We start from the raw sequence: 26,070 nt of genomic DNA, 5'->3' as shown, positions 1-26,070 counted from the left end.
ATTAACGAAATGCAAAATAAAACGCTATCCTATTAATAGAATAAAAATAACGGTTCAATAAATGACAAAAACAGGTCAAAAACCTATAAAACAGCTATCCTAGTATGTTTTGGAGCACTTTTACTATTTTAGCTTATGTTGTGTGCTTTTCTCTATTATCATCCAACCTATATCTCCCCCCCCCGAAAGTGATATTACATATAGCATAGTTGTATAAATGGTCATAAAAATACAAACTCTTTCTAAAATGGAGCAACATCAGAAAATATCAACTACAGTAGTATCTGGCTTGCCCTTCATTACTTATATAAAAAAATAGTGGGAGCTTTTATCACCCCACTATTACATTTCTCATACTATTGCTTGCTCCAGCAAATAGATTGCAAAAACCAAGCTTTATTTTCGTCATTCAAACCCTGACGCTTCAAAACCTCCGGGAGGTCAGTATAACTTTTCCAAAAATCGGAAACTAAAGAAGAGATCTTCTCCGGTGCATAGATTACCGCTTCACTCAGACTTCCCATTTTACCAAATTCTTCCTTAAAGCAAATATATGAATCACGGTATTTTAACTGCTCCATAGATTTAGCTATTCGTCTAGATACTCCCAACAAGCCGTTCATATCAGCTGTTTCCGTAGGATAAACTATTTTAATAACCTTTTCCTGATCACATGACAAAACAGGCAAATCAACCGAAAGAGCAAACTCTTCACCCAAATATTCATATTTGGCAGGTTGACCATTTACAGTGACAGACTGAGGAACAAGTGATGAGAGCACTTTCACTTTGAATGAACGAGATTCAGGCATATCTTTATATCGGCCATCACGTTTACCGATAACAATCGTTCGTTCCTGCCCTTGGCTGAAAGATGTTAATTTAGTCACAGCATATTCCGAAGCATAGTTCTTATCATTTCCATTATCTTCATAAAAATTAAAGGACGAAATTCCATTTCCACCAGGGAATACGGTAACAACAACCTCCTCATCATTACCGTTCAGGTTCATCACCTTTCTTGTATACATCGGCAATACCGCTCCCGCTTTTACATAAATCGGATATTCGTCAATAGCAAAAGGACGTTCCACTATTTGTCCTCCTTTCAGTAAGGTACCTGTATGCAACTCATACCATTCACCTTCGGGCAGCCACACACGCACTTGTACATAACCATCTTTTGCAGGAGCTGTGGCAGGAGCAACCAGAATATCATCTCCAAACATATATTCATTACGGAACTCATATGCTTCCTTATTATCCGGATGATCATAATACATCGGACGGCAAAGTGATAATCCTTCATCATAACCTTTACGAGCCATTGTATAAATATAAGGCGCCATCTCATAACGTTGCTGGATTGTCTTACGAAGAACATCACAATATTCTTTGTTGAATACCCATGGTTCCTTATTCAAACCGGCACTTTTTTGAGAATGTGTACGCATAATCGGGCTTAAGGCTCCGAATTGCAACCAACGAGTGTACATTTCCGGATCTATACTTTCACCGATATGTCCTCCTAGGTCATGACTCCAATAACCATATAATACATTGGAAGCTGTCGAGTTGAAGTAAGGCTGAAAATCTAATGATTTCCATGAAACAACTGCATCACCGGAGAACCCCACCTGATAGCGATGATTACCCAAACCTCCCCAACGGTGATATAGCATCGGACGTGTGTCCCTGTTCTTTTCCATATTACTAAAGAAAGCATAATTAATCCACCAAGTGTTGCTCAAATTCTTCACCTTCGGATCATATATCCTTTGTTGCCAGTCCAGCCACCAAAAATCAACACCATCTTTCTCCATTGGCGTCAATACATTCTTAAACATATTTTTAATAAACTTCTTATCTGAATTTATCCATGGAATAGTCTGTTTGGACTGAGGATCAACTCCCATATCTTTTGCTAATCCAGAATATTTTTCTTCATAAGAAGCTACTCCATCCGCCGGATGTAAGTTAAGGGTGATTTTCACATCATTCTGTTTCAAGTATCCCAAAAACTCCTTTGGGTTCGGGAATAAATCACGATTCCATGTCCAACCGGTCCAACCACCTTTTCCTTGTTCTGTATAATGCCAGTCCATATCTACCACCAATACATCCAAAGGAATCTGATAAGTATGGAAATTATCAATCAGATTACGGAACTCCCTGTCAGAATATAACCAATAGCGTGACCACCAATAACCAAATGCATACCGGGGAGGTAATGGTACTTTTCCCGCAAAGAGGGTATAATCTTTCAAGGCAGCTTTATAGTCATGTCCATATGCCATGAAATACCAATCCTGTCCGCCATTAGCCGGACGCTCTTTCACCCAATCCCAATCTTTATTATCATCAAACAAAAGTCCCTGAGAATCATCAATCAGAGTCCAACCGTCCGTAGCCAACAGGCCATCTTCCAGTTTCAGTTTATCACCTTTCTTTGTATCAGCCACCCATGTTTGTGTCTGTGTATCACCATCCATACCATCCAATGTACGATAGGTTCCTTTCAAGTTGCCCTTCTGTTGCATACCGGGTTTCCAAGTAAAAGGTAATATTTCTTTAGAGGCAGTGATAACCAAGTTCTTATCTGTAAACTGTCCACTCTTTTTCTTATAACGCATCTTCATTTTGGAAGTCGTTATTTCAACCCATCCTCCTCTTGTTTTTAGCTTGTAATCTACCTGGGGATAGTTACGATTCACAACGATGTGAGATCTATCGTCCACGAATTTCCCATCCGGTGCATATTCCAGACGGATTGCTCCATCAGAAATGACTGTAAATCTTACATTGCCATCTGTATAAGCAATATTTCGCTGTGTGTTTTGCGCATGCAATACAAATATAAAACTCTGCATGACACAGAGTAAAAGCAATAATCCTCTTTTCATGATAACATTTAAAAGCAATAAATTTATAATTCGAGAATAAAATAGGGTCGTTGCAGTTATCATAGCTACAACCACCCTATGTCAACTACTTACTCTTCTTGAAAGTCGGAGCTTCCGCCTTCACAACCGGTCCGTCCCCTACGAGATACGGCCAATCATCGTCATCCCAATAAACTCTATCAAGCAATACTACACGACCTAAAGATGGATCGGCAGTCCGGTAAGCATGATAGATAATCCAATCTTTACCTTCATCATCCTGCACTATTTCAGCATTGTGCCCTGTCCCCAGAAACGCATCATTTCTGTGTATCAGTACCTCATGTTTATTATCATTCATGTTGTCACCTGATTTATTCAAATAAGGACCAAAAAGCTCGGTGGAACGACATACAACTGTCTGGTATGTACTATTTGCACCGTCACAGCAAGTACCTGTAGAGCAGAACAAATAATAGTATTTACCTCTTTTCAAGATATATGATCCTTCATAAGCATTGGTACCTCCAGTATTGGCAGCAACCTGTATTTTTGTCGCTTTTGCATTTTCAATACCTCCTTTCAGTCCAAGACCGTCTTCAGTCAATTCAATACCCCAAATACCATACCAGCTTCCCCAGAAAAGATATTTTTTACCATTATCTTCAATATAGAAAGGGTCGATACTATTATGAACATCGATCTCATTGCTACGGAATAATTTGCCTTGATCGGTAAACGGTCCTTCCGGCTTGTCCGAAACAGAAACACCAATACCACAAGTTGCTCCACCTCCCCACTTGGACAAGGAGTAATACATCACATATTTTCCATTGATATAATTGATATCCGGCGCCCAAATACCTGCTTCCGGTTCCCATGACGGTTTTTTATCATCCTCGTAAGCACCGCCCACATAAGTCCAGTGAACCAAGTCTTTGGATTTGTGTATCCATGTATTTCCTCCGGTAGCATACAAATAGAAATATCCGTCTTCCGCTTTTATCACTGTCGGATCCGGATTATCGGAATCGATGACAGGATTTGAATACCACACTTTGTCTGCCAATGGAGCTTGTTCTGCTTCACCTTTCTGTTTATCGCTGTTACCACACCCCCATGTAAGCAGGGAAAATATTCCAAGCGTAATTGTATGTTGTAAGTATAACATAAGTTCTCAGTTTTTATTAATTTTACTAATCTATTCCATACTCGAATTCAATTCAACACCAGGTCCCAATACAATATGGATTATGGAAGTCTTTGATTCTTTGTCCGTTTCTGAAGTAATTGGCATACCATCCGACTGAAACGCTTCCAATGTAATGCTAAACTGAGCTTCTTTTTCGTCCACTCCAAAAGCTTTCATATATTCCATTATCTGTTGATTGGTAAAAAGCTGTTCGCGTACTCCGTTATAAGTAAGTATGCTTTTATCTTCCACACCCATTGTTTCAGTTATTTCTCCATCTACCTGCAGTCCTAAAGTCATAACATACTTCGATGCTGTTTCTATATCCAGCCAACGGTAGACAAAAGCAACCCCATCCATATTTTCCTGTGTAATCTGTACATAATAATCATCAGATTCCACTTCTACTCTCGGTACACGTGGTTGTGGGTCACCCTCACTTTCCACATCTCCACATGCTCCCAATACAAATATATTAGTAAGCAGATATAGTATTATAAACAGTTTTTTCATGATTTTCATATTTTAATTTACTTCTTATGGAGATTATTCAGTCGGCTCCAAATATATCTTCATCTCATTAAGGTCTACTGTCAAAATGTATTTACCATCAGCAGCAACAATCCATTTCAAGTCACCGCCATTATCCTGATACCTTGCTTCTCCGAGTTCATGTTCTACGCCCGGATTTGCTCCTTGTGAAGGAGCAAAAAAGAATTTTCCTGCAAAATCTGCTCCATTCGGCTCCAACGCCAACTTAAACTCTTTACCGCCATAAAAGTTACCTGTATACGTCCAACGTTCTGGATGGCGTGGATCATTATTCACAAATGCACCTTCCTTTTTCATTTTACCCCAATCCCATCCGATGGTACTGGCATCGCCAACAATCCAAATCCCACCTTGCGGTAAAGGGTAAATACTAACGATATTCACATCCAAACGATTTAAGTCCACAACTATTGTATAGGTACCGCTTTTTGTGTTTTCAAACATCTCACCATTCCCTGCTTCTGCCACATATTGCAAAGAATTATCTCCATTCTCAGCTTTCATGTAGCATGGATAATCAGAATCCGGACTAAGTGCAAAGAAGTACTCACATGGCTTCAATTCTGCTGTCGACTGATATACTCCTGAACCCACAACCTTCTCGGTCATTCGGCGAACAGTTTTCTCTCCAGCATCATCCACCATCACCATATATATCGCAGTAGCATTCTTATCATATCCGATCACATTCAATTGCGTCTTCGACAACTCCGGTTTCAAGTATTCTACAGATGAATTGACCTGTCCTATAACCTCTGCTTCAATAGTCACCTTATCCCCAGGAAGTATACTCCAAGAAGCCAGTATATCATTTAACTCCTTATGCGTGAAACTAATGGAACGCTCTTCCGATTCAATCTCATACAAATCTGTCACATTAGAGTGTAAGTCTGCCATATACATTCTGAAAAAATAGGTGATAGTAGCATCAGCTCCTCCACGTTGAGCTGCAGCATCCCATGTAAATATAACAGCTGCTTCATTCTCTTTTTCTTTCTCCAAAGTAATTTCAGAAGAAGAAGCCTTCAAAAGCATCTGATCTACAGGAGTTTCAAGCGTGTAATACTCCGGATCTTTATTACAGCTCGCTACTATCAACATAAGAAAGAGCAAGCATATTAGTTTCATTATCTTATTCATAATTATGCTTTTCATTTAATTAATTCCAGAAAGGCGCCTGAACCAAGTTCGTGTTCTTATTCATTTCATCTATATATACCGGGAACCAGTACATCGCCCTTTTCCACACACGTGTCTGGAATACGGTTCTCTTATAAAATTCCTGACTATTTGTTCCTGCGAAATTCATACCATAATCATCTCCACACATCTCCGGGAGCTGTTCCACAATTCTCCATCGACGGATATCCGACCAGCGTGATCCTTCACAGCAAAGTTCAACACGGCGTTCCATACGAACTGCCTCACGTACTGCCAGTTGATTGTCATCTACATGAATGTATTTTGCATCATCTGCCGCTACGGCATCCAACGTATATTGGCGCACGCCTGCACGTTCACGGACTTTATTCACATATTTTAATGCATCCTCACGAGATGCTCTATTATCATAAGCCTCATTAACAGCCTCAGCATAATCCAAATAGGAAGCAGCTAAACGATATAGGAACATTTGACGCCATTTGTAACTACCATTCTTCGGATTATCCTGTGAATATACTTTCTTACGAACCAAATAACCATTTTGGGGTGCATCATGTGTATAATCATTATCTTTCTGATTCTTAAAGAATTCGAATTTACGCTCTGCCAAAGCATACCAAGAACCATTATAACTTACTGTAGTATAAAAACGAGGTTCGCGATTACAATACATATTATATGTACCTTCGGCAGTTATTTCTCCCTTTTGCCCTGTACCACCAGTCCAATTAGTAGATCGGGTTTCTGTCTCCGTTGAAAAACCTTCTTCTACATATTTCGAATTATCATCGTCTTTCGGAAGCCCATTCTTCATGAAGAACGCGTCCACCAAACCTTGATATACACCTAAACCATTTCCACCACCATATTCTTTAGTTACAGCTTTATTCGTATAGAACTGGTAACTTTGATAAGCATCTTCTTTTGTATATGGGAACAATATCTCCTTATTTCCATCTTGAAATTTCGTAAACCAAAGATTTTCAAGCGAAGTAAACGGGTCTATTTCTCCCTCATCATTATATTCTACGTACAAACGATAACCGGCTTGCTCTGCTACATCAAGCAATCGTTTGCAGGCTTCTGCCGCTTTCACCCATTTTTCCTGGCTATAAGTAGAATTGAACAATTCCTCACCTTCTTTATTCTTATGTCCAATGTACCACTCATTTCCATTTACCAACGGACTTGCAGCAAATAATAACATCTTCGCACGAACAGTTAGACACATAACTGAAGTTATACGACCATATTTCTCCACACTCTGCCATACAGCAGGCAATTGTTTAGATGCTTCCAACATCTCATTATCCAAATGGCTGACAATCTCATCAAAAGGTCTTTGTCCGACCATTAAATCTGAAAGAGTAAAGTCAGTCGGAGCAATGTAATTCGGTCTAAATGGGATAGGACCGTATGTCTCCAATAATTGCCACCAATAATAGGCCGCAAGGAAACGTGCTTCCGCTTTCATATAATCCACTTCTCTCTGAGGAAGGTCGGAATCAGGTAATGCATGTACACGTTCTATAAAAATATAAGCCTGACGTATTTTTCTCGGAAGACCATCCCAGAAATTTCCTGCCCATTGTGTATTCGGTGTCCATCCACCAAAAATCTTGGTGATATTGGGCCAGTCCCATTGCTGCCAACGTGCAGAAGCAGTCAAGTCATCTGCAAACACTTCCCAACCATACGTATTTAACCAGTCATTACCCGGATTAGGGATACGGCTGTATACATTGGCCAGCCATGATTCTACTTTTGTCTTATTCTCAAAGACCATGTCTATATCAATTTCCGTATCCGGTTCTTTATCAAGATACGTACAGGAACCCAACGATACGATGCCTATTAAACCAGCAACTATATATTTCTTAAGTTTCATTATCGTCATTTTTTTTAATTAGAAATTCAGGTCAACTCCAAACATTACAGAACGCATAGCCGGGTAACGCAGACCGGTGTTCGTATTTAATTCCGGATCCCACAGTTTGAAAGGAGAGAAACAGAATAAATTATTACCACTCACGTAAAAACGAATAGCTTTAGAATGTATCTTATCAGTTACAGATTGCGGTAAAGTATATCCAAGTTCCAGCGTTTTCAAACGCATAAAACGCATATTCTTTTTCCACCATGTAGAATTCCGGTAGTTCTGTCTGTTAGGTTCCTCCGTCAATCTCGGCCAGAATACATCTTGGGAAGGATTCTCTTCTGTCCATCTGTCGTTATAATTAGAGTAGACATTGCCTTGTAATGTTTGTCCACTACCCGGAATGAAATACGTAGTTCCACCAATCACACGATAAGTATCACCTGTTCCCTGGAAGAAGAAATTCAAATCCCAGTTTTTGTAGCTCACATTACCTCCGAAACCATAAACAATACGCGGGTCTACCGTTCCACCAATGTATCCTTCATCCGCATCAGTGATAATGCCATCGCCATTCATATCTATATATTTGATATCACCGGGACGTACTTTTGAAGCTCCAACGTCCTGTGTCGGTATACCGAATTTCAAATTACCATTTGCATCGAAATCATCTTCTGTAAACAATCTTTCTGCCTGCAATCCATACAAAGTATTTAATGAACGGCCTGTCAATCCTCTGTATGTACCTTTCACAGTTTCTGGCTCATCGTATTCGTCCACCCTATTAATAGCATATGTGAAATTAGAACGGAAACCTACAAACCAATCTTTATTAATTTGTTTATTATAGTTTAAGGAGAATTCCACACCGCGGTTAGTCACTTCACCAAAATTGGCCCAAGGGTTAGTCAAGAATCCTGTCTGTGAAGGAATAATCTTACGCTGCATAAAGATATTGGTACGTTTTTCTTTGAAAACATCTACCTGTAATTCCAATTCATTCCATAATCCCAGTTCAAAACCAAGGTTCATTTTCAGAGCTGTTTCCCAGGTAAGATTTTCAACTCCAACTTCTCCTTCTGAAATACCGGTACGACCAATCTGTCCTGTATCACCCCAGTTATACTTATCTGCATTGGTATTCAATGTTGTTATATAGGCAAAACGGCGTCCTCCGATATCATCATTACCAACTTTTCCTATAGAACCTCTTAATTTCAATTTACTCAATGTATTTCTGAAACGATCCATGAAAGGTTCTTCAGACAATAACCATCCGACTGCCACAGAAGGGAAAAAGCCGAAACGTTTACCTTTAGCAAAATTCTCTGAACCATTATATCCAAAGTTGAACTCCGTCACATAACGGCTATCGAAAGTATAAGACAATCTACCCGCAATACCTTGTTTTCTATAAGGTTGTACACTACCATTATCATAACTTTGCTGATTATACAGAAACAATGCATCTACGTCATGCTTTCCGAAAGTGTGAGCATACGTTAATGTTCCTTCAAAATAAACCCTCGAATTTCCATATTCCCCTTTATTTCCATGTCCCAAAGAGTCATCTCCATATTTAAGTACAGAATGAATCAGATTACCTTCAATGTCACGTCCGGTAGCAATACTATGATAAGTAGCATCCTTTCCCCTTGTAATCGAACTCTGATTCCAACGGTCGAAAGAAAAGGTTACTTTCGCTTTTAATCCCGGCGTGATCATCTTCAGATTCTGTTCAATAGCAAAGAGTGACTGAATCTGTGAAGCTGTAACTACGTCGTAACCTTGCTGTGTCACCGCTGCCCAAGGGTTCACATCATTAATAGCCATAATTGGAATAGTCCCATCTGAATAGCGGGCAGGATACACGAAAGGAGAAGTTATAAACGCTCTATCAAAAGCATCGTCCGTACTAAATGCCTGTTTGCGGTGTGTTTGGAGGAACCCACCGACATTTAAACGCAGCACTGTTGTCTTAGTCACATCCAAGTCAACATTCGCACGCATATTATAACGAGTTAGTTTCGTTCCTGTATCATAAGGCAAAGACTTATCCGTCTCCATGATTCCCTTCTCACCGAAATAAGAACCAACCAACGAATAGCGCAGGAAATCGGAACCACCTGATACAGTCAGATTCGCACGAGTAGAATAAGCATAATCCTTTGTTATTTCATCCAGCCAATTTACATCCGGATACAAATCTCTGTCATAACCATATCTCGTTCTGTCAATCTGCTCCTGACTGAAAGGCAAACGCGACTTATTCTCTGTTATTTCATTTATCAATGCCATATGATCGGCTGCCCCAATAAAATCCGGAAGTTTTGTCGGCTCTGCAATAGAATGTTCCACACGCAAATTGACAGAAGGAGCTCCTACTTTACCACGCTTCGTATTGATAACAATGACACCATTTGCACCACGTACACCATACATAGCACTCGCCGATGCATCTTTCAATACTGAGAAAGATTCAATTTCAGCGGGGTCTATGTTATTCAAGTCGCGCTCGATACCATCTACCAACACTAACGGAGATTGTCCACCGGAGAAAGAAGCAATACCGCGAATCCAAAAATTCGAGGAATCGTAACCCGGTTCTCCCGAACGTTGAACCGCTATCACACCGGCAATCTGTCCTGCCAGATTATTAGACAAAGAGCGTGTGGCACCAACCTGTAACTTCTTAGGCTGTAATGTCTCGATAGAACCGATAACCGACATTTTCTTCTGACTACCATATCCAGTAACTACAACTTCATCCAAGGCTTCAATATCTTCTTCTAAAATTACATCAAAATTAATCTTACTTCCAACTTTTATTTGTTGAGTTTTGAAGCCAATATACGAAATCTCTATTACAGAATTCTTTCCGGGTACATTCAAATAAAAATGTCCGTCCATATCCGTAATCACTCCAGTCCCTGTCTGTTCCAGTACACGTACATTCACACCAGGAAGAGGATTCTTGTCCTTATCGGTTATCGTACCACTGATACGAATACCTTTCGCTTGCTCCGACATATTAGTCTTACCAGACATAGAAGAATGTTCCGGTAAAGCGGAGTTAGCGCTTGTTCCATAATAGAACAACAAGCAAACAAACAATGCTTTCTTCAAGTCCATAATATTAAATTTAAAAAACTCATAATAAATACTTTATCTCATATTGAGTGAGAGCAAAAGTAGACAACTAATACAAAATGTAATAAAATAGATAGACCAATAATTAAAAAAAATCGTTCAAAATGAAATTAAAATATAATTGAGATATCTTCTGACCTATTTCTGTCATTTTAAGAAATGTTCCGCACGCCCCGGAGTCAATAACTCCCACAAAGAAGCGACTGTCCATCCCGGTGCGAAGATATCGTTATAATACCCTTTCCCATTTTTGCCATAATCCCAGTTGGTATGTTGAACGACTTCCGGATAAAAACCGGATTTGGCAATTCCACATAGATGCCCTTCATGAGGTAACAATTGGCGCATGGAAGTAGAAATCACCTCCGCGAAATGGGCAAAACGTGGCTCCTTATATTCCTTTGACAACCATTGCAGTACCGAAGCAAATTCAAAAACAAACACATCAATATGGTTATTTTCTACAGAAACATTACCCCAACCACGAGTTTTTAGACCGATATCACCCAACATCTGACCTTGAGCAAAAGGAACGTCCCATACATAATACCATGACAATGCAAAATAAGCAGCCTTTCTTGTCAGGTCGGCATAATGACGATGCTCATCTCCTTTCGTTATCAACGAAAGATAATAAGTTGCCGTAGCAGCATAAAGAGAAGCCTCTTTATCTTCACAATTGGCATCGAGAGTAGATGAAAAATAGTCAGCTTTAGATATCAAGACTTTCTCCAAATAATCTGCTGTCCTTTTAGCACTAGCTAAATAACGTTTATCCTTAAAATATTTATATCCCATTATTAAAGGTAAAGTGGCCGAGGGTGTACTTCCTCCACTATTATCGACTATTGTAAAATCATCGTGGAATTTACGGGGGAAACTGCCATCTTCATGTTGCAACTGCAGAAGTATATCGAGCATATTTTTCATCTTTTGTTCCCATTCAGGATGACGACGGCCATTCTCCCTTTCATAAGCAAGAAAATGAAGCATAGCATAAACTCCTTCTGATTGACGACGAATACTATGTACAGGATCTTCATACCCTCTATCAAAGTTTACCGATTCTTTAAAGAAACCAGCCTGGGTAAAGCCATTCTTCAAATAACTATCGAATACTTTCATACTGTTTTCTTTCAGATCTTCTCTGCCACATTGCCAACTATATTCCCAAGCATTGAATGCATTAAGGAGTACACGGCCAATAAAACCAACTTCTGCCTGACCGTTACTCTGACAATCAGCAGTCCGCAAATGAATACCCGAATTAAAAGTCAACGAATTACCAGTCACCAGACTATTCACAAAAAAACGGCTCATAACTTCTTTCATATCCTCAATAGAATAAGGAGTATCAACCGGAACCGGAGCATAAGTGTCATAGCTATACTCCCACGCATTCCGAATAAAATCAGAATAATCATCAGCTTTATTCTCCAAGATCTCCCATGTCAGTAACATTGTTTCTCCTTTTCTCAGAGACTGAAAAGCCTCTACCGCCGGAGCCAATGTTAATTTTCGAATATAGCTTTTAGGTGCTTCACGGTAAGGAAAACCGAAAGAAAGTGTTGCCACTCCATTCTGATTTTCGAATCCAGTAAAACCTATTGAAGTTTTACCTGAAAGAATGATTTCTCCCTCTCGATGAGTAGACAAAACCTCATTAGCAAAATTGTCTATACGACTCACCGTCACAAAGCTTTTTTCCTTTTCTGAATAAATACCTGTAAGAGGAGCACTCAATCTATCCTCACGCACCAACCAGCTGTCTGATGTATGAAATGAAGGTGCTTCCTTAGGAGATCGCAGATTGCGACGATACCAGAACCCCGGCATATAGAACTGGCAATCATCATGATTAAAACCGGTTGACAACTGCTCGCTAAAATTAAAATAAACATCCTCTAATGCAGTTAGACTGACATTGATACGTAACTTACCATTCATATCCTCCATTCTCTGAGTTATTACCATCGGAATACCTTTGGAAGGTTCCAACAGATAAGATGAACAGTCATTCTTCAACTGCCGCATATCCAGCGAGTATTTTTCCGATTCATTTCCCGGTACTTTTAAGGAAATAGATGCTGAAATCTTTTCTGGAGTATAATTGACGGCTTCAACAGCCTCAACATATAACCCAATAAGTATTCCACAAAATAAGCATTTTAAATTCATGTAAATTCAATTAAATGAATCAGTAATAAAATAAATACTGGTTCTGTTAATACACTAATAATTCATTTTCAAACTTGAGCAACAGCTAATATTTTGTAGCCTGTGTGATACGCAACAAAAGTATGGAATTCTACCAGCTTAGGATATTAAAAACAGGTCAATAAATGAAATTCCAGTCTCAATTTCCCTCCCAAAGTATACATCTTCTGACTCTTATTTACGCAACCGAAAAAATTGAACTCATTTCTGAAGCCGGACATATGTTTTACCATCCGGTCCGACTCCTTTAACTACCAACTTCTTCCAATGTCCTGGCAATTTCGAAGGCAATTGTTTAATACCGCTATCTGTAATTTCCAAACCACAAAAGCCATTGATTACAGCCTGCAAAAGTCCTCCCGCACCAGTTGAGAAATAAGGATTAGTACCTCCTGCACCTTCAGAAAGTACACCGAACGGAGGTAGCTGGTTGGGACGGAAGCTTTGCACAAATAATTCATAAGCCTTATCCCCTTCACCAAGGCGTGCATATTGCAAAGCCAATACAGAGAATGACATTGCGGGGCCTCCTTTGTCAATCTTTCCCTCATAATACTCCAAATCCTTACGAATTTCTTCCGGACGGGTAATCAGGTTCAATGGATATACCAGTAAATTAGCATCCGCCTGCTTGATAACCTGTCCATTATAACCATCATACTCCATAGTCACTCCATTTTCAAATTTGGGGATGCGCAACTTTGCTGCTATTTCCTTCCAAATTACTGGAGCTTTAAGCCCACATATGGAAGCAGCTTTAGCAGCATCCTGTAATGCGCGTATAACAGTACCGTTCGTGAAGGCATTATCATCACCCTCTGCGTATTCATCGGCACAAACCACATTACGAATCGAATAAGAACCATCGTCATTCTTTTCTACACGACTTACCCAAAATTCTGCCACTTTCTCCATTAAAGGGAATCCTTCTTCACGCAACCATCGCTGATCGCCACTCATACAGTAATAATTCCAGGCCGCAATGGCGATATCAGCTGTGATATGATGTTCAAAAGGACCAGTCAACGCCCAAGTCGGACACGCTTCTTCTCCTGCATCATCACTTTCCCAAGGAAACATAGCCCCATCATATCCATAACTTAATGCTTTCTGGCAAGCAGCTTCCAGCCTATCTGTACGATAATCCATCATTGTTCGTGCAATGCCCTGATTCATAAAGAGCATAGGCGGATACATCCAAAATTCGGTATCCCAGAAAATATGCCCATTATATCCCTGTGAAGAAAGTCCAAAAGGAGGTATACTCAACCGACTTCCTTTGCGTGCATTGGAATACAGATTATAAAGTGCAAAACGCACAGTACGCTGTGCTTCATCATCCCCCTCAATCACAATATCACCTTTCCACATCTCGTTCCAGAGTTTCCGATGCCCATCCATCAGACGCGTCAATCCCTCTTTCGCACCATAAATCACTTCACGGTCTGACTCATTGTATGGATCTATAAAATCACGTCCGGTACAAACAGCACCTAATAAAGTAAAAAAGAATTTCTCTCCTTTCTTTAATGAAATAGAAATCTGACCACTCCCATTATATTGTTGCTGCACACTGGAATTCTTATCATAAATAAATGCGGAAGAAGCTGAAACTTTTTGTTCGCGGTATTTTGATAAAGCCCAAGTACGCACTATTTTTATATCATTCCCATTAACATTCACATTGACCAGTTTCGAACCTATGTTTTTATACTCATCAGGTATCTCAATAGGATTTGACACTGTCAAATACATATCCCCCAGTGCCACAACCTCCACACGAACCAGTCCTGCATAAGGTAAATTTCTTAGAGCACAGATGCTATAAGATACATCCGCTTTTCCATCACAAGTGAAGTGCGTATTATGGGTAGCCTCTTTCATATCTATACACTGTTCCCATCTCGAAATATTATCACCATTTACAGTCTGTCCATTAATTTGCATCTGCAAATTGAATGGATTGATTCCTCGTAAAACACGACTCACATCTTGAGGAGTAGCAGAATCAAAAACATGGTTTAGCATGACATGGCGAATAGAAAACGGTTCTTTCCACGGCAGGATACCAATCCCCCCATTGGCAACTGTTGCCCCGTAATAAGTTCCGTGATAATCAGTTGTCTGTATCTTCCACAAACTATCCTGTCCATTTGCCTTAATAGTAAGAGCTGATACCAGACAATAAAATACGATAAATAGATTTCTCATATAAAAAATAAGATATTTAATTTGTTAATGACATCCGACACAAAAATAGGGCGTATCTGCCAATCATTAGGAAATAACCTGACCAAATGATGTGACAAATAAACCAAAAGCGTACTAAAAATAATATTTAAGCCAATTTTGTTACCAAAATTGGCTTAAATCAAAAGACAGATTATTTTATCTTATTTAAATACGTACTTCAATCGGTTTTCCATTCGTAATCTTACTTCTTTTTACAATCTTATGATCCTTTTTTATCAGAACCAACAGTTTGTCATCTTTATCGCGCTTCACCTCAATATCGAATATGGAACCAAATGCACAGATACGTTTCAATGACATCGTATTCCAACTTTCCGGTAGCTGCGGTGTCATCATAAAAGCATCCAATGCAATGGGACGGATACCGAACAACCCCTCGGTCATAATGCGACAATACAAAGCACTTTCTGTGGATAAATGCCTTTGGTTTCCCTCCGGCCACGCTTCCACTGCGTAAGGAACATGATCACCCAACAAACGAGTAGCAGAGTATTTATCCAAATATTCAGTAGCTATATCTCTGGCACCACAAGAGTAAGCCCCCCGGAAAGCATAGAGTGTAGAACGATCCCAATAAGTAGAAGTACCCGATTGAGTTAACAACCCATTCTCCATCCACAGTTTATCAGAGAATAGAGCCTCCACAGTACCTTTCGCCTGATCATAAATACCCATAGTCAGAGGAATGCAAATCCATGAACGCAGCACTGTATTACCATCATAATAACGATAGGTGTCATACCCCTCTACATTACGGGCAAAATATGCATCAATATTCTTATAAAGTTCAGCAGCCCTATCCTGATAAGACTTTATCTGTTTATGTTCTTTTTTCAGTGCCTTTCCCAAATAAGCAGCTGAAACCAAGGCATCATAATATAATGAAGATGTACATAGATTGGCTTTTCCGGCAGGAAAACGATTTTCAAGTTCATCAGAATCAGATTTTACCACCCCATCCGCATTCAGCTGGCGATGACAATATTCCAGACACCATTCAATCAGCGGCCACAATTTTTCAGCCTCATTACAATTACCGGATGCCAAAGCATAACGTGCTGCGCCATAGCCAACCATTGCTACATCACCACGATCACCCGCAACACCAAAACAATCAATCCCTTCTGCAATTATAGATGAAGGTAAAGGTTTATACTCATCATTCATATAGCGCATAAACAACCCGAATGAATCCATAGCCGAACGGTTTCCGGCTTGATAACCTAAATATGGAAAAAATGGATTGATATATTCGGCCTGATCATTCGCCCAAACAGCAGCGTAATAAGCTTCTCCACCTGGGCTCTGCATATATCCGCCTTTAGTATCAAATATGCTTTCCGAACCACGTATCTTGGCAAAAGAAAACATAGTATTGATTACGTCACTCGGAGTCTCTAACACAAGGTTACCCTGTATCTGACTCAAAAATCTCCGACGTGCCAGAAGTTCATTATTAACATCCAACGCCAACTCCTGATCATGTTTCTTATATCCTGCATAGATTACCTGAAACCAGGCCTTTTCTCCGGCTTTCAGTAGATAAGTACCATCTTTTACCGGAGAAGAAAGGGTAGCCGTTAATGTATAACTGCCTTCCACTCCTTTTGCCTCATCAGTATAATAAGAAAGAGTGGTCGATGGGAGCTGAACTGTCTGTGGGTGATCTGTCGTATTCTCCAACTCATATTTCTCACAGAAGGCCGGTTGTGACGTGGAAGGAAAAAGTGTACGTGTCAACGAAATCCCTCTAGTAGCATATACACTCTTTACAGTCATAATTCCATTCAGCGATACAGTCTCTACCTTTTCACCTACTAACGGCTGGCCATTTACAAGGCATAAATGTGCCCAGTCTCCATTAAAATGATGCTGCAAACTACCATGGGTATCATTAGGGATAGTACGAAAAGTAGGTAAAACCATATTCCGGTCAATCACCCATTCACCAGCTTCATTAACACCATAGCGCAATACTGTTGAAACTTTCAGTCCACTCATTTCAATATGGTCATTATGCACACCATTCACTCTCCAGCAAATACTGTCAGGTGAAGTAATCACCCATCTCGTTATCTCACTGGCATTCAGAAAACTGGTATACAATCCAATTAGTAATAGTGTAAACCACAAAGTCTTTTGTCTGGTCATCATATCTTATCGTATTATTAAAATTTTCACACTTATAAATTATAAATCCTCAATATAACAGATGATATAGAGTGAAATACAACTCTATATATAATCTACTCTTCTTTCGAATTAACAAAATCCTTAGGCAATACCCCAAATTGCTTTTGGAAACATTTAGCAAAGTAAGACGGAGAATTAAATCCCACCATGTAGCAGATTTCATTCACCCGGTTTTCTCCCTCTTTCAACAATTGAGCTGCCTTTTTCAAACGCTCCAGGCGTAAGAACTCATTCGGACTCAAATCCAACACTCCCTTTATTTTCCGATAAAAGTTAGACCTGCTCATATTCAGGTTATCTGCCATGTCATCCATGCTAAATTCAGGATTGGCATAATTAATCTGAATTACTTCGTTCAACCTTTTGATAAATTCCTCATCAGCTTTTGTTAAAGCCATTGTATTAGCAGCTATAAAAGGAGACTCCGCAAAAGCTTGACGCAGTTTCTCTCTATTCTGAATAAGGTTAGAAGCACACGCTTGTAGATATTCTACAGAGAAAGGTTTTTCAATATAAGCATCTGCTCCCAGTTCCATCCCCTCTATCTTTGATTGTATATTGGTCTTGGCAGTCAGCAGGATAACCGGAATATGGCTGTAATTCAAATCCGACTTAATCGTCTTACACAATTCGAAACCATCCATCACGGGCATCACAACATCACTTATCACCAGATTCACATAGTTACCATCAAGCACCTTCAATGCTTCTGCACCATTAGTAGCTGTCAACACTGTATAATCTCTCGACAATTGACGAACAACAAAAGTAAGCATATCAGGATTATCTTCTACTACCAGCACAGTGGGACGGTTATCTTTCCTTCCCGCCTGTTCGGCAGGGATTTCGTTTACCCTATCAATTTCCACCTCCGCCTCTGGGGTTAAAGTGATTGTCATATCCTGAACGACCGGTAAAGTCAGACAGAAAATGTTACTTTCTTCTCCTGTCTCCATAGCCAAAGTTCCCTGATGTAATTCAGCCAACGAGCGAGAGAGTGCCAAACCGATTCCAGTGCCAGTAGTCACCTTTCCATCCTCTTGCTCATTGAAACGAACAAAAGGTTTAAAAATCTCCTCTTTCATTTCATCAGGAATGATTACTCCATCGTTTACTGTGCGAATACGGAATAGATTATCATCATCAGTTTCGGGTATTTCCAGCATTACATGTACATAACTCTCGGCATATTTCATTCCATTGTTCAACAAGTTGCTGATGATCTTCGTAAATGCTTCCTGATTAACATGGGCATAGAAATCTTTTTCTGGTACCTGTAAGGTAAATTCCAACCCTTTCTGTTTTGCAAGAGAAGTGAAACGTACATGAGTTTCCTTCAAGACCTCTGTTATATTGCATTTTGCAAAGTTCAACCGGAATCCCTGGCTTTCCGTCTTGCGGAAGTCAAGTAGCTGATTGGTCAGATTGAGTAATCGTTCCGTGTTCTGTTTCATGACGTTCAAGTCTTCACGGGTTTCAGCATCCACTTGTTTTTTCAGTATGATATTTTCCAACGGACCTTTAATCAATGTCAACGGTGTACGTATTTCATGAGCTACATTCGTAAAAAAGTCAATCTTTGCATGATAAACTTCACGTTCTTTCTCCTGCTCAAACTTCTCCATCTGCCTGCGATGCTTGTTGTTACTACGCCTCTTGAAATATATAATTACATACAAAGAACAACCTATAATCAACAAAGCATATACAAAATAAGCCCAAACAGAAAGATAGAAAGGAGGAAGAATATGTACTTTTAATGATATTCCATTTTCATTCCATACTCCATCACTATTAGAAACCTTCACTTTGAATGTATAATTGCCATATCGCAGATTGGAATAAGTAACAATAGGGCTTTCGCCAATTGTCAGCCAATCCGCATCAAAACCATCCAATTTATACATGATTTTACTCATTCTTGGAGCTTGAAAGTCCAATGCTGTTACCCGGAAAGAGAAAGAGTTCTGACTAGACTGAAGAATAAGTTCATCAGAGAAAGTGATACTCTTTTCCAATGGAGATCCCGGTTCACCGACATACACTTCTTTGCCAAACAATAGGAAATCCGTAATCACAATAGATGGGAGCGACCTATTCTCTGAAAAGGTCTTCGGATTGAAAGCGATAAAGCCGTCGATACTTCCCAGATAAATCGTACCATCTTCCGTCTCCAGGCTGGAGTGGTAATTAAACTGATCGCCCAGCAAACCATTGGAGGTAGTATATACTTTCATTGCTCCGGTAGTAGGTTGGAAACATACGAGACCATTATTCGTTGTCAGCCAGAAAAGTCCATCTTTATCTTCCACAATCTGATAAACGACATCATTTGGCAATCCGTCTGCCAGATTATAGCTGGTAAAGGTTTCCGTTTCCGGATGAAACAAACAGAACCCTCCACCTTGAGTTGTCAACCAAACTTGTCGGTGAGAATCTTCGAAGATACTTACCACTTTATCATAAGGAAGGCTTTTCGGATTATTTTCATTATGCAAATAATTCTTCCATTTCTTCTCACTTACATTATAACAGTAAGCACCGTTTGCGTAAGTGGCCAGCCAGAGGTTTCCTCCCGAATCTTCTTTTATATCATATACAAACCGGGCATTCAGTTCCGGTATCCGGTCAAAATCATCAGATTGTCTGTTGTAGCGCAACAAACCGAATAAAGTACCCAGATAAATATCCCCCGTCGTCGTTCGGCAAATGGAGAAAACGCTATTATCTATCAATGAACGGGGCGAGTCTGTCTTCTGATAGGTTTTCACAATAGCTCCTGTACGAGTATCCACCACTTTTACTCCTTTCGAGAAAGTTCCCACCCAAAGATTATCATCAACCAGGCACAGTCCGTGAACATTTGTAAAAGCATTACTTGGCGTAAAGAAAGAAAAAGTCTTGGTTTTAGGATTAAAACGATTCAAGCCACCATCTTCCGTACCAATCCATAGAATTCCCTGGTTATCTTGACAGAACTCACGCACTCGTTTCCCGTGCAGGCCATTCTCTATTCCTTTCGGATAATATTTCTCGAAGTTCGTATAAAAACGAGGATAGTAGTTTATACCGCCGAAGTAAGAGCCAATCCAAATGCCACCCTCACGATCTTTACACAATGAATAAATGGCATTATCGGATAAAGAATAAGGATCATTAATCGAACTGCGCAAATGAACGTACTTACCTAGCCGGAGATTATAGATATAAAGTCCCGACTCTGCACCAATCCATAGTTCATTGTCAGAAGCAACCAACAGTTCACGACAGAAAACAGACTCCCCGGATTCATCTTCGAAAAGTAAATCATGCAATTTGTTTGAAGTCAGATTCAATTCTTTCACTCCTCCTTTTAAAGAACTTATATACAAGCAGTTGTATGCACCTTTTACAATACAGGTCACTACGTCGTTCGCATAAATTTCCTTGTTATTCACAGGCGATAAATAAGGATGGAGAGTTTTCAGACGGTCTTTCGAATAGAAAAGTCCATCGCCATAACAGCCGATCCAAAGGGTTCCGCTATTGTCAAAAGCAAAAGTCTCAACATTGGTGGTAAGAAAGGAGAAGTTCTGTAAGGTATAGTTCTGAAGCTCTCCTTTTTCCAGATTATAACAGAACAATCCCTGTGATTCCACTGCCATCCAGACACACCCCTGATTATCTCCGGAGATAGCCGTCACAGTATGTTCTATCCTTGTATTCTCTACACTTTGTTTGGTAAAATGCTCGAAAGAATCTTTTTCCGGATAATAGATATAAAGCCCTACGTCCGTACCCACCCAGATACTTCCTTTTTCATCCTCGTAAAGTGCCGTGATGAAATTATTGCCTATGCTCCGCTGACTACGGTCATCATGCTTAAATTTACGGAATGACAGACCGTCATATCTGTTCAGTCCATCCTTGGTGCCGAACCACATAAAGCCCTGCTTATCCTGTAAAATTGTATTTACTGTATTCTGCGATAATCCATTCTGTACACTTAGATTTTTGAAATAATAGTGTTCGTCTGCCACTTGAGCGTGACAGAGTATCTGATAACAAATAAGACAGATTAAAAGAGTCAGGGTTTTCTTCATACTATGTGTTTTCTATCCTTTCGTTTTGAGTTACCAAATGTAGGCAAAATCATAGCGGAAAGATAGTAAATATGTCTCAATGAATGAAAGAATAGTCCTATTTTTCTATTCGGATACACGCATCAACTGTTATAACGGCTCTTTGCGCAGCTAAAAACGGATTTATATCCATTTCTTTGATTTCTGTAGCGAAATGTAGCAAGGCGGACAAACGAACAATAGTTTCAGCAAATTTATCTTCTTTGACTCTCTTTTGTCCACGTGTTCCCTGAATAATTATATAAGCACGCAGTGAATGAATCAGAAATCTGCACCGACGAACGAAAGCTACTAGCTCCTCTTTATTATCGGAAACAAACTCATCTACCAGCGGAGTACCGGCAGCATGCAGTAATGCTTGTACGTAATTGGAAGCAATATAACCATTCTCCGGAATAGAATCAATAATGCGACGAATCCTCAAAATGTCTACCCCGCACCTTCGGCATAGACGATAATGTTCCTACAAAGACAAAATAAATTCCGAATAATGAAAAAGGTATATCAAAAATTCCATAATGAAAGTTTTTTTTAACATACCTCACATTCTTTTTACCTATCTGTTTCAGTCTTTACAGCTGAACCGTTACCCAAAAGATTAGGCCAAGCTTTATCATCCCAGTAAACTCTATCAAGCAATACCACACGCCCTAAAAAAATACCTAGTAACCAATAAAGAAAAAACGGTTTAATACAGAAGAAGATTCAGCCAGCAAAGCCTTACGCTGTTCGCTGTCAGCAGCAAATAAACTGGTAGACAAGATTTCCCCTATTGATCCGTTAGTTGTTACTACAGCAATTTGTTTGACGCCCTCCACCAATTTTCCATTTTGGGGAGAAACAATGTGCCGACGGCTGGGAGAGTCATTGCCGGAGGTTGTAAGGCATTCGTTGTGAAGAAGTATATCATTAATTTTCCATCCCGAACCTACCGGATGATTACCCAAAGCAAGAATAGAACTGTTTCCCATATTTATCAATGCATTTTCTATCAGAGCCTCATTCAATATACCTCTGATTGTTTCCAAAGCATATCCCTTGAGAAAGCCGGACAAATTGATAGTTACTCCCGGCTGTGAAAAAGCGACACTACGATCTCCGGCAGATAAATGTACTGAATGTACAGTGTTCTGATTGTAATTTTCCGAATGAACTGTGATATCGAAGCATCCCAAAGTCCTACCATTATATTCCAGACATAAATCGATCATTGAATAAAGTTCTTCGCTAAGAACAACGGGAGAAACAGAGGCTGTCCGGTTGAGAATAGACAATTCGCTGGCCGGATCATAAAAGTTCGCCATCTTTTCCAGCCGACACAATGCATCATAAATACGATTGACCACAAGCAGCAACTCCCCTTCCGGTTTCCGGCTGCATAAGATAATATCCACCCGTGTATGCATGGAAAGGAACCAGGCATAAAACAAGGAGTTACCATCATTTGACGGTTTGTATAGATGTTGAATAGTGGTCTGCATCGTATAAAACACAAATTAGGCACGGATTACACAGATTACGCGGTTTTTATTTCATTAGAGTAACCGTGAAACCCGTGTAATCCGTGCCTGAATAAAAATCATAAAGGAGTTTTGACGTATCTCCTAATAACTAGAAAACGGAACTATTTCAGTTCTTTAATCTTCACGTTCTTGAACCATACTTCATCTCCGTGGTCCTGAAGAAGTATATTACCTTCCTCCGGATTTCCGAAATTAGGCCAGTTTTTATATTTACTGTATGCTACCAATGCATTCCACATATCATTGTTACGATCATACTCAATCAGCTTAACTCCGTTCAGCCAATGTTCTACATGATTGCCTTTTACAATGATAGTAGCAGTATTGAATTCTTTCTTGTTGAATGGTTTATCTTTAGGAGCCGGAATCAGGTCATACAACGAGCCCAGCTTTCTGTTGCCTTTCACACCCAGTTTTGCATCAGGATGCTTGTCATCGTCAAGAATCTGGAATTCGCAACCGATAGCAGAGCCTTCCCCTTTATTCAGCCCCGGATTCACAAAATATTTAACTCCGCTATTTGCACCTTCAGTAATCTTGAAGTCTACTTTCAGAATAAAGTTCTTGTATTTACGGGTAGTCACAATATCACCACCATTTGCAGATTCAGCTCCACCACTCTTCATTACTTTCAAAATACCATTTTCTATCTTCCAGCCTTTTGCAGGGAAAGTAGAAAGTTTAGCGCCTCTCCATCCGTCAGTAGTCTTACCATCCCATAATAGAGCCCAGCCTTCTTTTGCTTCGCTCGGAGAAATCGTGTTGGCAATCAGATTCACTTCCGGTGCAGCTTGCGCTTCCGGTGTCTGATAGCGTTCTACATCCGTCGTACAAATACGGATATCCTTCCAACGAACTGTTTTTCCTTCATCAGCCGCATTTCCAATAGCGTGCACTTGCAAAGCAATGAAACCTACAGGAGTCATATCATCCCAGATATTAGCACAAGGAACTCCGTTTATCCAGGTACGGATCGAATTACCAACAGCTTCAATACGGGCTTTATTCCATGCGTTATTCTTAAAAGCGGTTTTTGCCGACGGATTCAGTGTCAAAGGATAAAGCCAGTTTCTACGTGCCTCATCATAAATGCCACCCGACCAAGCGCGCTTCGAAGGATCAATCTCAAACTGATAACCGTGTACGCGGCCTTTCTTATAATCCTTCTTGCTTTCACTGCGAAGCTGTACGCCGGAATTTAAACCATCATCTATCTTGAAATCAAATTCAAGGATAAAGTCACCATAATTCTTTGTCGTTGCCAGGAATGTATTGGGAGTTCCCATCTTAGATACACCGACAATAGCGCCATCTACAATTTTATACTCGGCTTTGCCATTCAATTTCTTCCATCCTTTCAGGTTTTTCCCGTTGAAAAGAGGTTCCCAGTTTTGTGCGCCCAACGAAGCGGCACAAAATAAAAGTAAAGTTAATACAATATTTTTCATGATTATTTATTGGTCCTTCTCCATCCCCTTCTCCTAAAGAAAGGAATGGAAAAAGCTGTTTCTATTTATAATTTATAAAATTCATCCCAACCTTTACGCGGCGGAAGTCCCGCCAACATTGCATTAGCAAATTCATTATTTGTAATCTGTTTCGTGCGGCTGTCAAAGAATAGCTGTGTATTAAGCCGTTGAGCCATTACACCCAGTGAGAACACCTGACTCAAAACACCGTTGATTTCGAACGGTGAGCGCGTCTTTTCAATACCGTTACATGCCAATAAGAAGTTTTCGAAGTGATTGGAAGGACTTTTAGGAACCTTCGGTAATTTGCCAGCCATCTCTTTCGCTTTCTCTTCCGGAATAATAGACAAAGTGCTTCCATGACTCCCCCCTTTAAAGATTAAATCTTTCGTATAGATAATCTTTCCCGGATTCAATTTAGCCGCAGGAGTATCTCCCTGATTTGTCGCAGGAATGTTCGGGTCCAGTCCCGATACTCCATAACCGGCAGGAATAGGAGGAAGATTATCCAGACCGTCATACCAAGTAATGTCTACCGGTGGCATCCCTTTACGTTGCGGGAAGCGGAAGAGAATCGTGGAAGAATAAGGGAAGAAATAATCATTATGACCATTTGCGTATTGCATGGTAACTTCATAAGGCAATCCCAGTTCCAGAAACTCGTGAGCCGTATCGAGGATATGCGCCCCCCAGTCGCCCAATGCACCCATACCAAAATCATACCAGCAACGCCATTGTCCTAAATGATAATCTTTATTATATTCGTGATAAGGGGTAACTCCGAGCCAGGTATCCCAGTCCATATCTTTCGGCAGTTGCTGTCCCGAAGGAAGTTTATAGATATTAGTGTCCCATTTATGCCAACGGCGCGGGTTATTCATGTGGGCAGTGATAGCAGTTACGTCTTTGATAATTCCCGCATCCATCCAAGCTTTAAACTGGAAATAGTTTGCTTCAGAATGTCCCTGATTTCCTACCTGGGTAACCAAGTTAGGACGTTTAAGCGCAGCTTGCATCAACAATTCCGCTTCATAGAAAGTACGGGCCAGCGGTTTTTCTACATATACATGTTTTCCGGATGCCAATGCCAGCATACTGATCGGGAAATGTGAATGGTCGGGAGTAGCAATCGCCACAGCATCAAACTCATTACCGGCTTTATCAAACATCTGGCGGAAATCTCTAAACTGTTTTGCCTTCGGATATTTAGCCATAATCTTTTGCGTATGTTTGGCACCCATGTCCACATCACATAACGCTACCACTTCTACCATACCTGTCCGCGCAAAATCTTCAATAATCTGTTCACCGCGGTTACCAATGCCGATATAGGCTATCTTTACCTTGTCACCTCTTCCTTTCTTGGGTGAAATCGTTTGAGCATGCAGTAAGTCACCTGCCCCCAACGCCAATCCGGCAGAAGCCATTGACATCGTTTTCAGAAAATCTCTTCGTGTTACCATAAGTTATTTATT

13 protein-coding genes and 1 pseudogene are annotated in these 26,070 nt (G+C 40.0%); all 14 read right to left on the bottom strand.

Annotation, left to right across the window (positions count from 1 at the left end; genetic code table 11):
• Positions 1 to 356: 356 nt before the first annotated feature.
• Positions 357 to 2,903: a glycoside hydrolase family 31 protein gene (locus tag KQP79_RS10875; RefSeq protein WP_004311159.1), complete on the bottom strand. Its 2,547-nt coding sequence runs from the start codon at positions 2,901 to 2,903 to the stop codon at positions 357 to 359.
• Between the two features lie 85 nt (positions 2,904 to 2,988).
• Positions 2,989 to 4,053, bottom strand: coding sequence for a family 43 glycosylhydrolase (locus KQP79_RS10870; protein WP_008646550.1), 1,065 nt, complete (start codon positions 4,051 to 4,053; stop codon positions 2,989 to 2,991).
• A 30-nt stretch (positions 4,054 to 4,083) separates the two neighbouring features.
• Positions 4,084 to 4,596, bottom strand: a complete 513-nt coding sequence (locus KQP79_RS10865) for a hypothetical protein (protein ID WP_004311156.1) — start codon at positions 4,594 to 4,596, stop codon at positions 4,084 to 4,086.
• A 24-nt stretch (positions 4,597 to 4,620) separates the two neighbouring features.
• Complete coding sequence (locus KQP79_RS10860; protein WP_004311155.1) at positions 4,621 to 5,766, bottom strand: SusE domain-containing protein; 1,146 nt, start codon at positions 5,764 to 5,766, stop codon at positions 4,621 to 4,623.
• Positions 5,767 to 5,785: 19 nt separating this feature from the next.
• Positions 5,786 to 7,678 (bottom strand): RagB/SusD family nutrient uptake outer membrane protein, encoded by a 1,893-nt coding sequence (locus tag KQP79_RS10855; protein ID WP_004311154.1) that lies wholly within the window; start codon positions 7,676 to 7,678, stop codon positions 5,786 to 5,788.
• An 18-nt stretch (positions 7,679 to 7,696) separates the two neighbouring features.
• Positions 7,697 to 10,801, bottom strand: coding sequence for a SusC/RagA family TonB-linked outer membrane protein (locus tag KQP79_RS10850; protein WP_004311153.1), 3,105 nt, complete (start codon positions 10,799 to 10,801; stop codon positions 7,697 to 7,699).
• 165 nt (positions 10,802 to 10,966) lie between these two features.
• Positions 10,967 to 12,997 (bottom strand): hypothetical protein, encoded by a 2,031-nt coding sequence (locus KQP79_RS10845; protein WP_004311152.1) that lies wholly within the window; start codon positions 12,995 to 12,997, stop codon positions 10,967 to 10,969.
• A gap of 240 nt (positions 12,998 to 13,237) precedes the next feature.
• Positions 13,238 to 15,247 (bottom strand): glycosyl hydrolase family 95 catalytic domain-containing protein, encoded by a 2,010-nt coding sequence (locus KQP79_RS10840; RefSeq protein ID WP_004311151.1) that lies wholly within the window; start codon positions 15,245 to 15,247, stop codon positions 13,238 to 13,240.
• 186 nt (positions 15,248 to 15,433) lie between these two features.
• Positions 15,434 to 17,443, bottom strand: coding sequence for a hypothetical protein (locus tag KQP79_RS10835; protein WP_004311150.1), 2,010 nt, complete (start codon positions 17,441 to 17,443; stop codon positions 15,434 to 15,436).
• 92 nt (positions 17,444 to 17,535) lie between these two features.
• Entirely contained in the window at positions 17,536 to 21,564 is a 4,029-nt protein-coding gene (locus tag KQP79_RS10830) for a two-component regulator propeller domain-containing protein (RefSeq protein ID WP_004311149.1), read from the bottom strand.
• A 97-nt stretch (positions 21,565 to 21,661) separates the two neighbouring features.
• Positions 21,662 to 22,039, bottom strand: a pseudogene (locus tag KQP79_RS10825) (acetate--CoA ligase family protein); the annotation flags it as partial.
• Between the two features lie 226 nt (positions 22,040 to 22,265).
• Positions 22,266 to 23,084, bottom strand: coding sequence for an FAD:protein FMN transferase (locus KQP79_RS10820; RefSeq protein WP_061448432.1), 819 nt, complete (start codon positions 23,082 to 23,084; stop codon positions 22,266 to 22,268).
• A 143-nt stretch (positions 23,085 to 23,227) separates the two neighbouring features.
• Complete coding sequence (locus tag KQP79_RS10815; protein ID WP_032852408.1) at positions 23,228 to 24,577, bottom strand: DUF1080 domain-containing protein; 1,350 nt, start codon at positions 24,575 to 24,577, stop codon at positions 23,228 to 23,230.
• Positions 24,578 to 24,639: 62 nt separating this feature from the next.
• Positions 24,640 to 26,058 carry a Gfo/Idh/MocA family oxidoreductase gene (locus KQP79_RS10810; RefSeq protein ID WP_004311145.1) on the bottom strand — a complete coding sequence of 473 codons (1,419 nt, stop codon included), beginning with the start codon at positions 26,056 to 26,058 and terminating at the stop codon, positions 24,640 to 24,642.
• Between the last annotated feature and the right edge of the window lie 12 nt (positions 26,059 to 26,070).

Origin of the sequence: Bacteroides sp. DH3716P (assembly GCF_025914115.1) — a bacterium.
GTDB classification, from domain to species: Bacteria; Bacteroidota; Bacteroidia; order Bacteroidales; family Bacteroidaceae; genus Bacteroides; species Bacteroides ovatus.
Note: the sequence above shows the minus strand (reverse complement) of the source record. Positions and strands in the feature narration are given on the sequence as shown.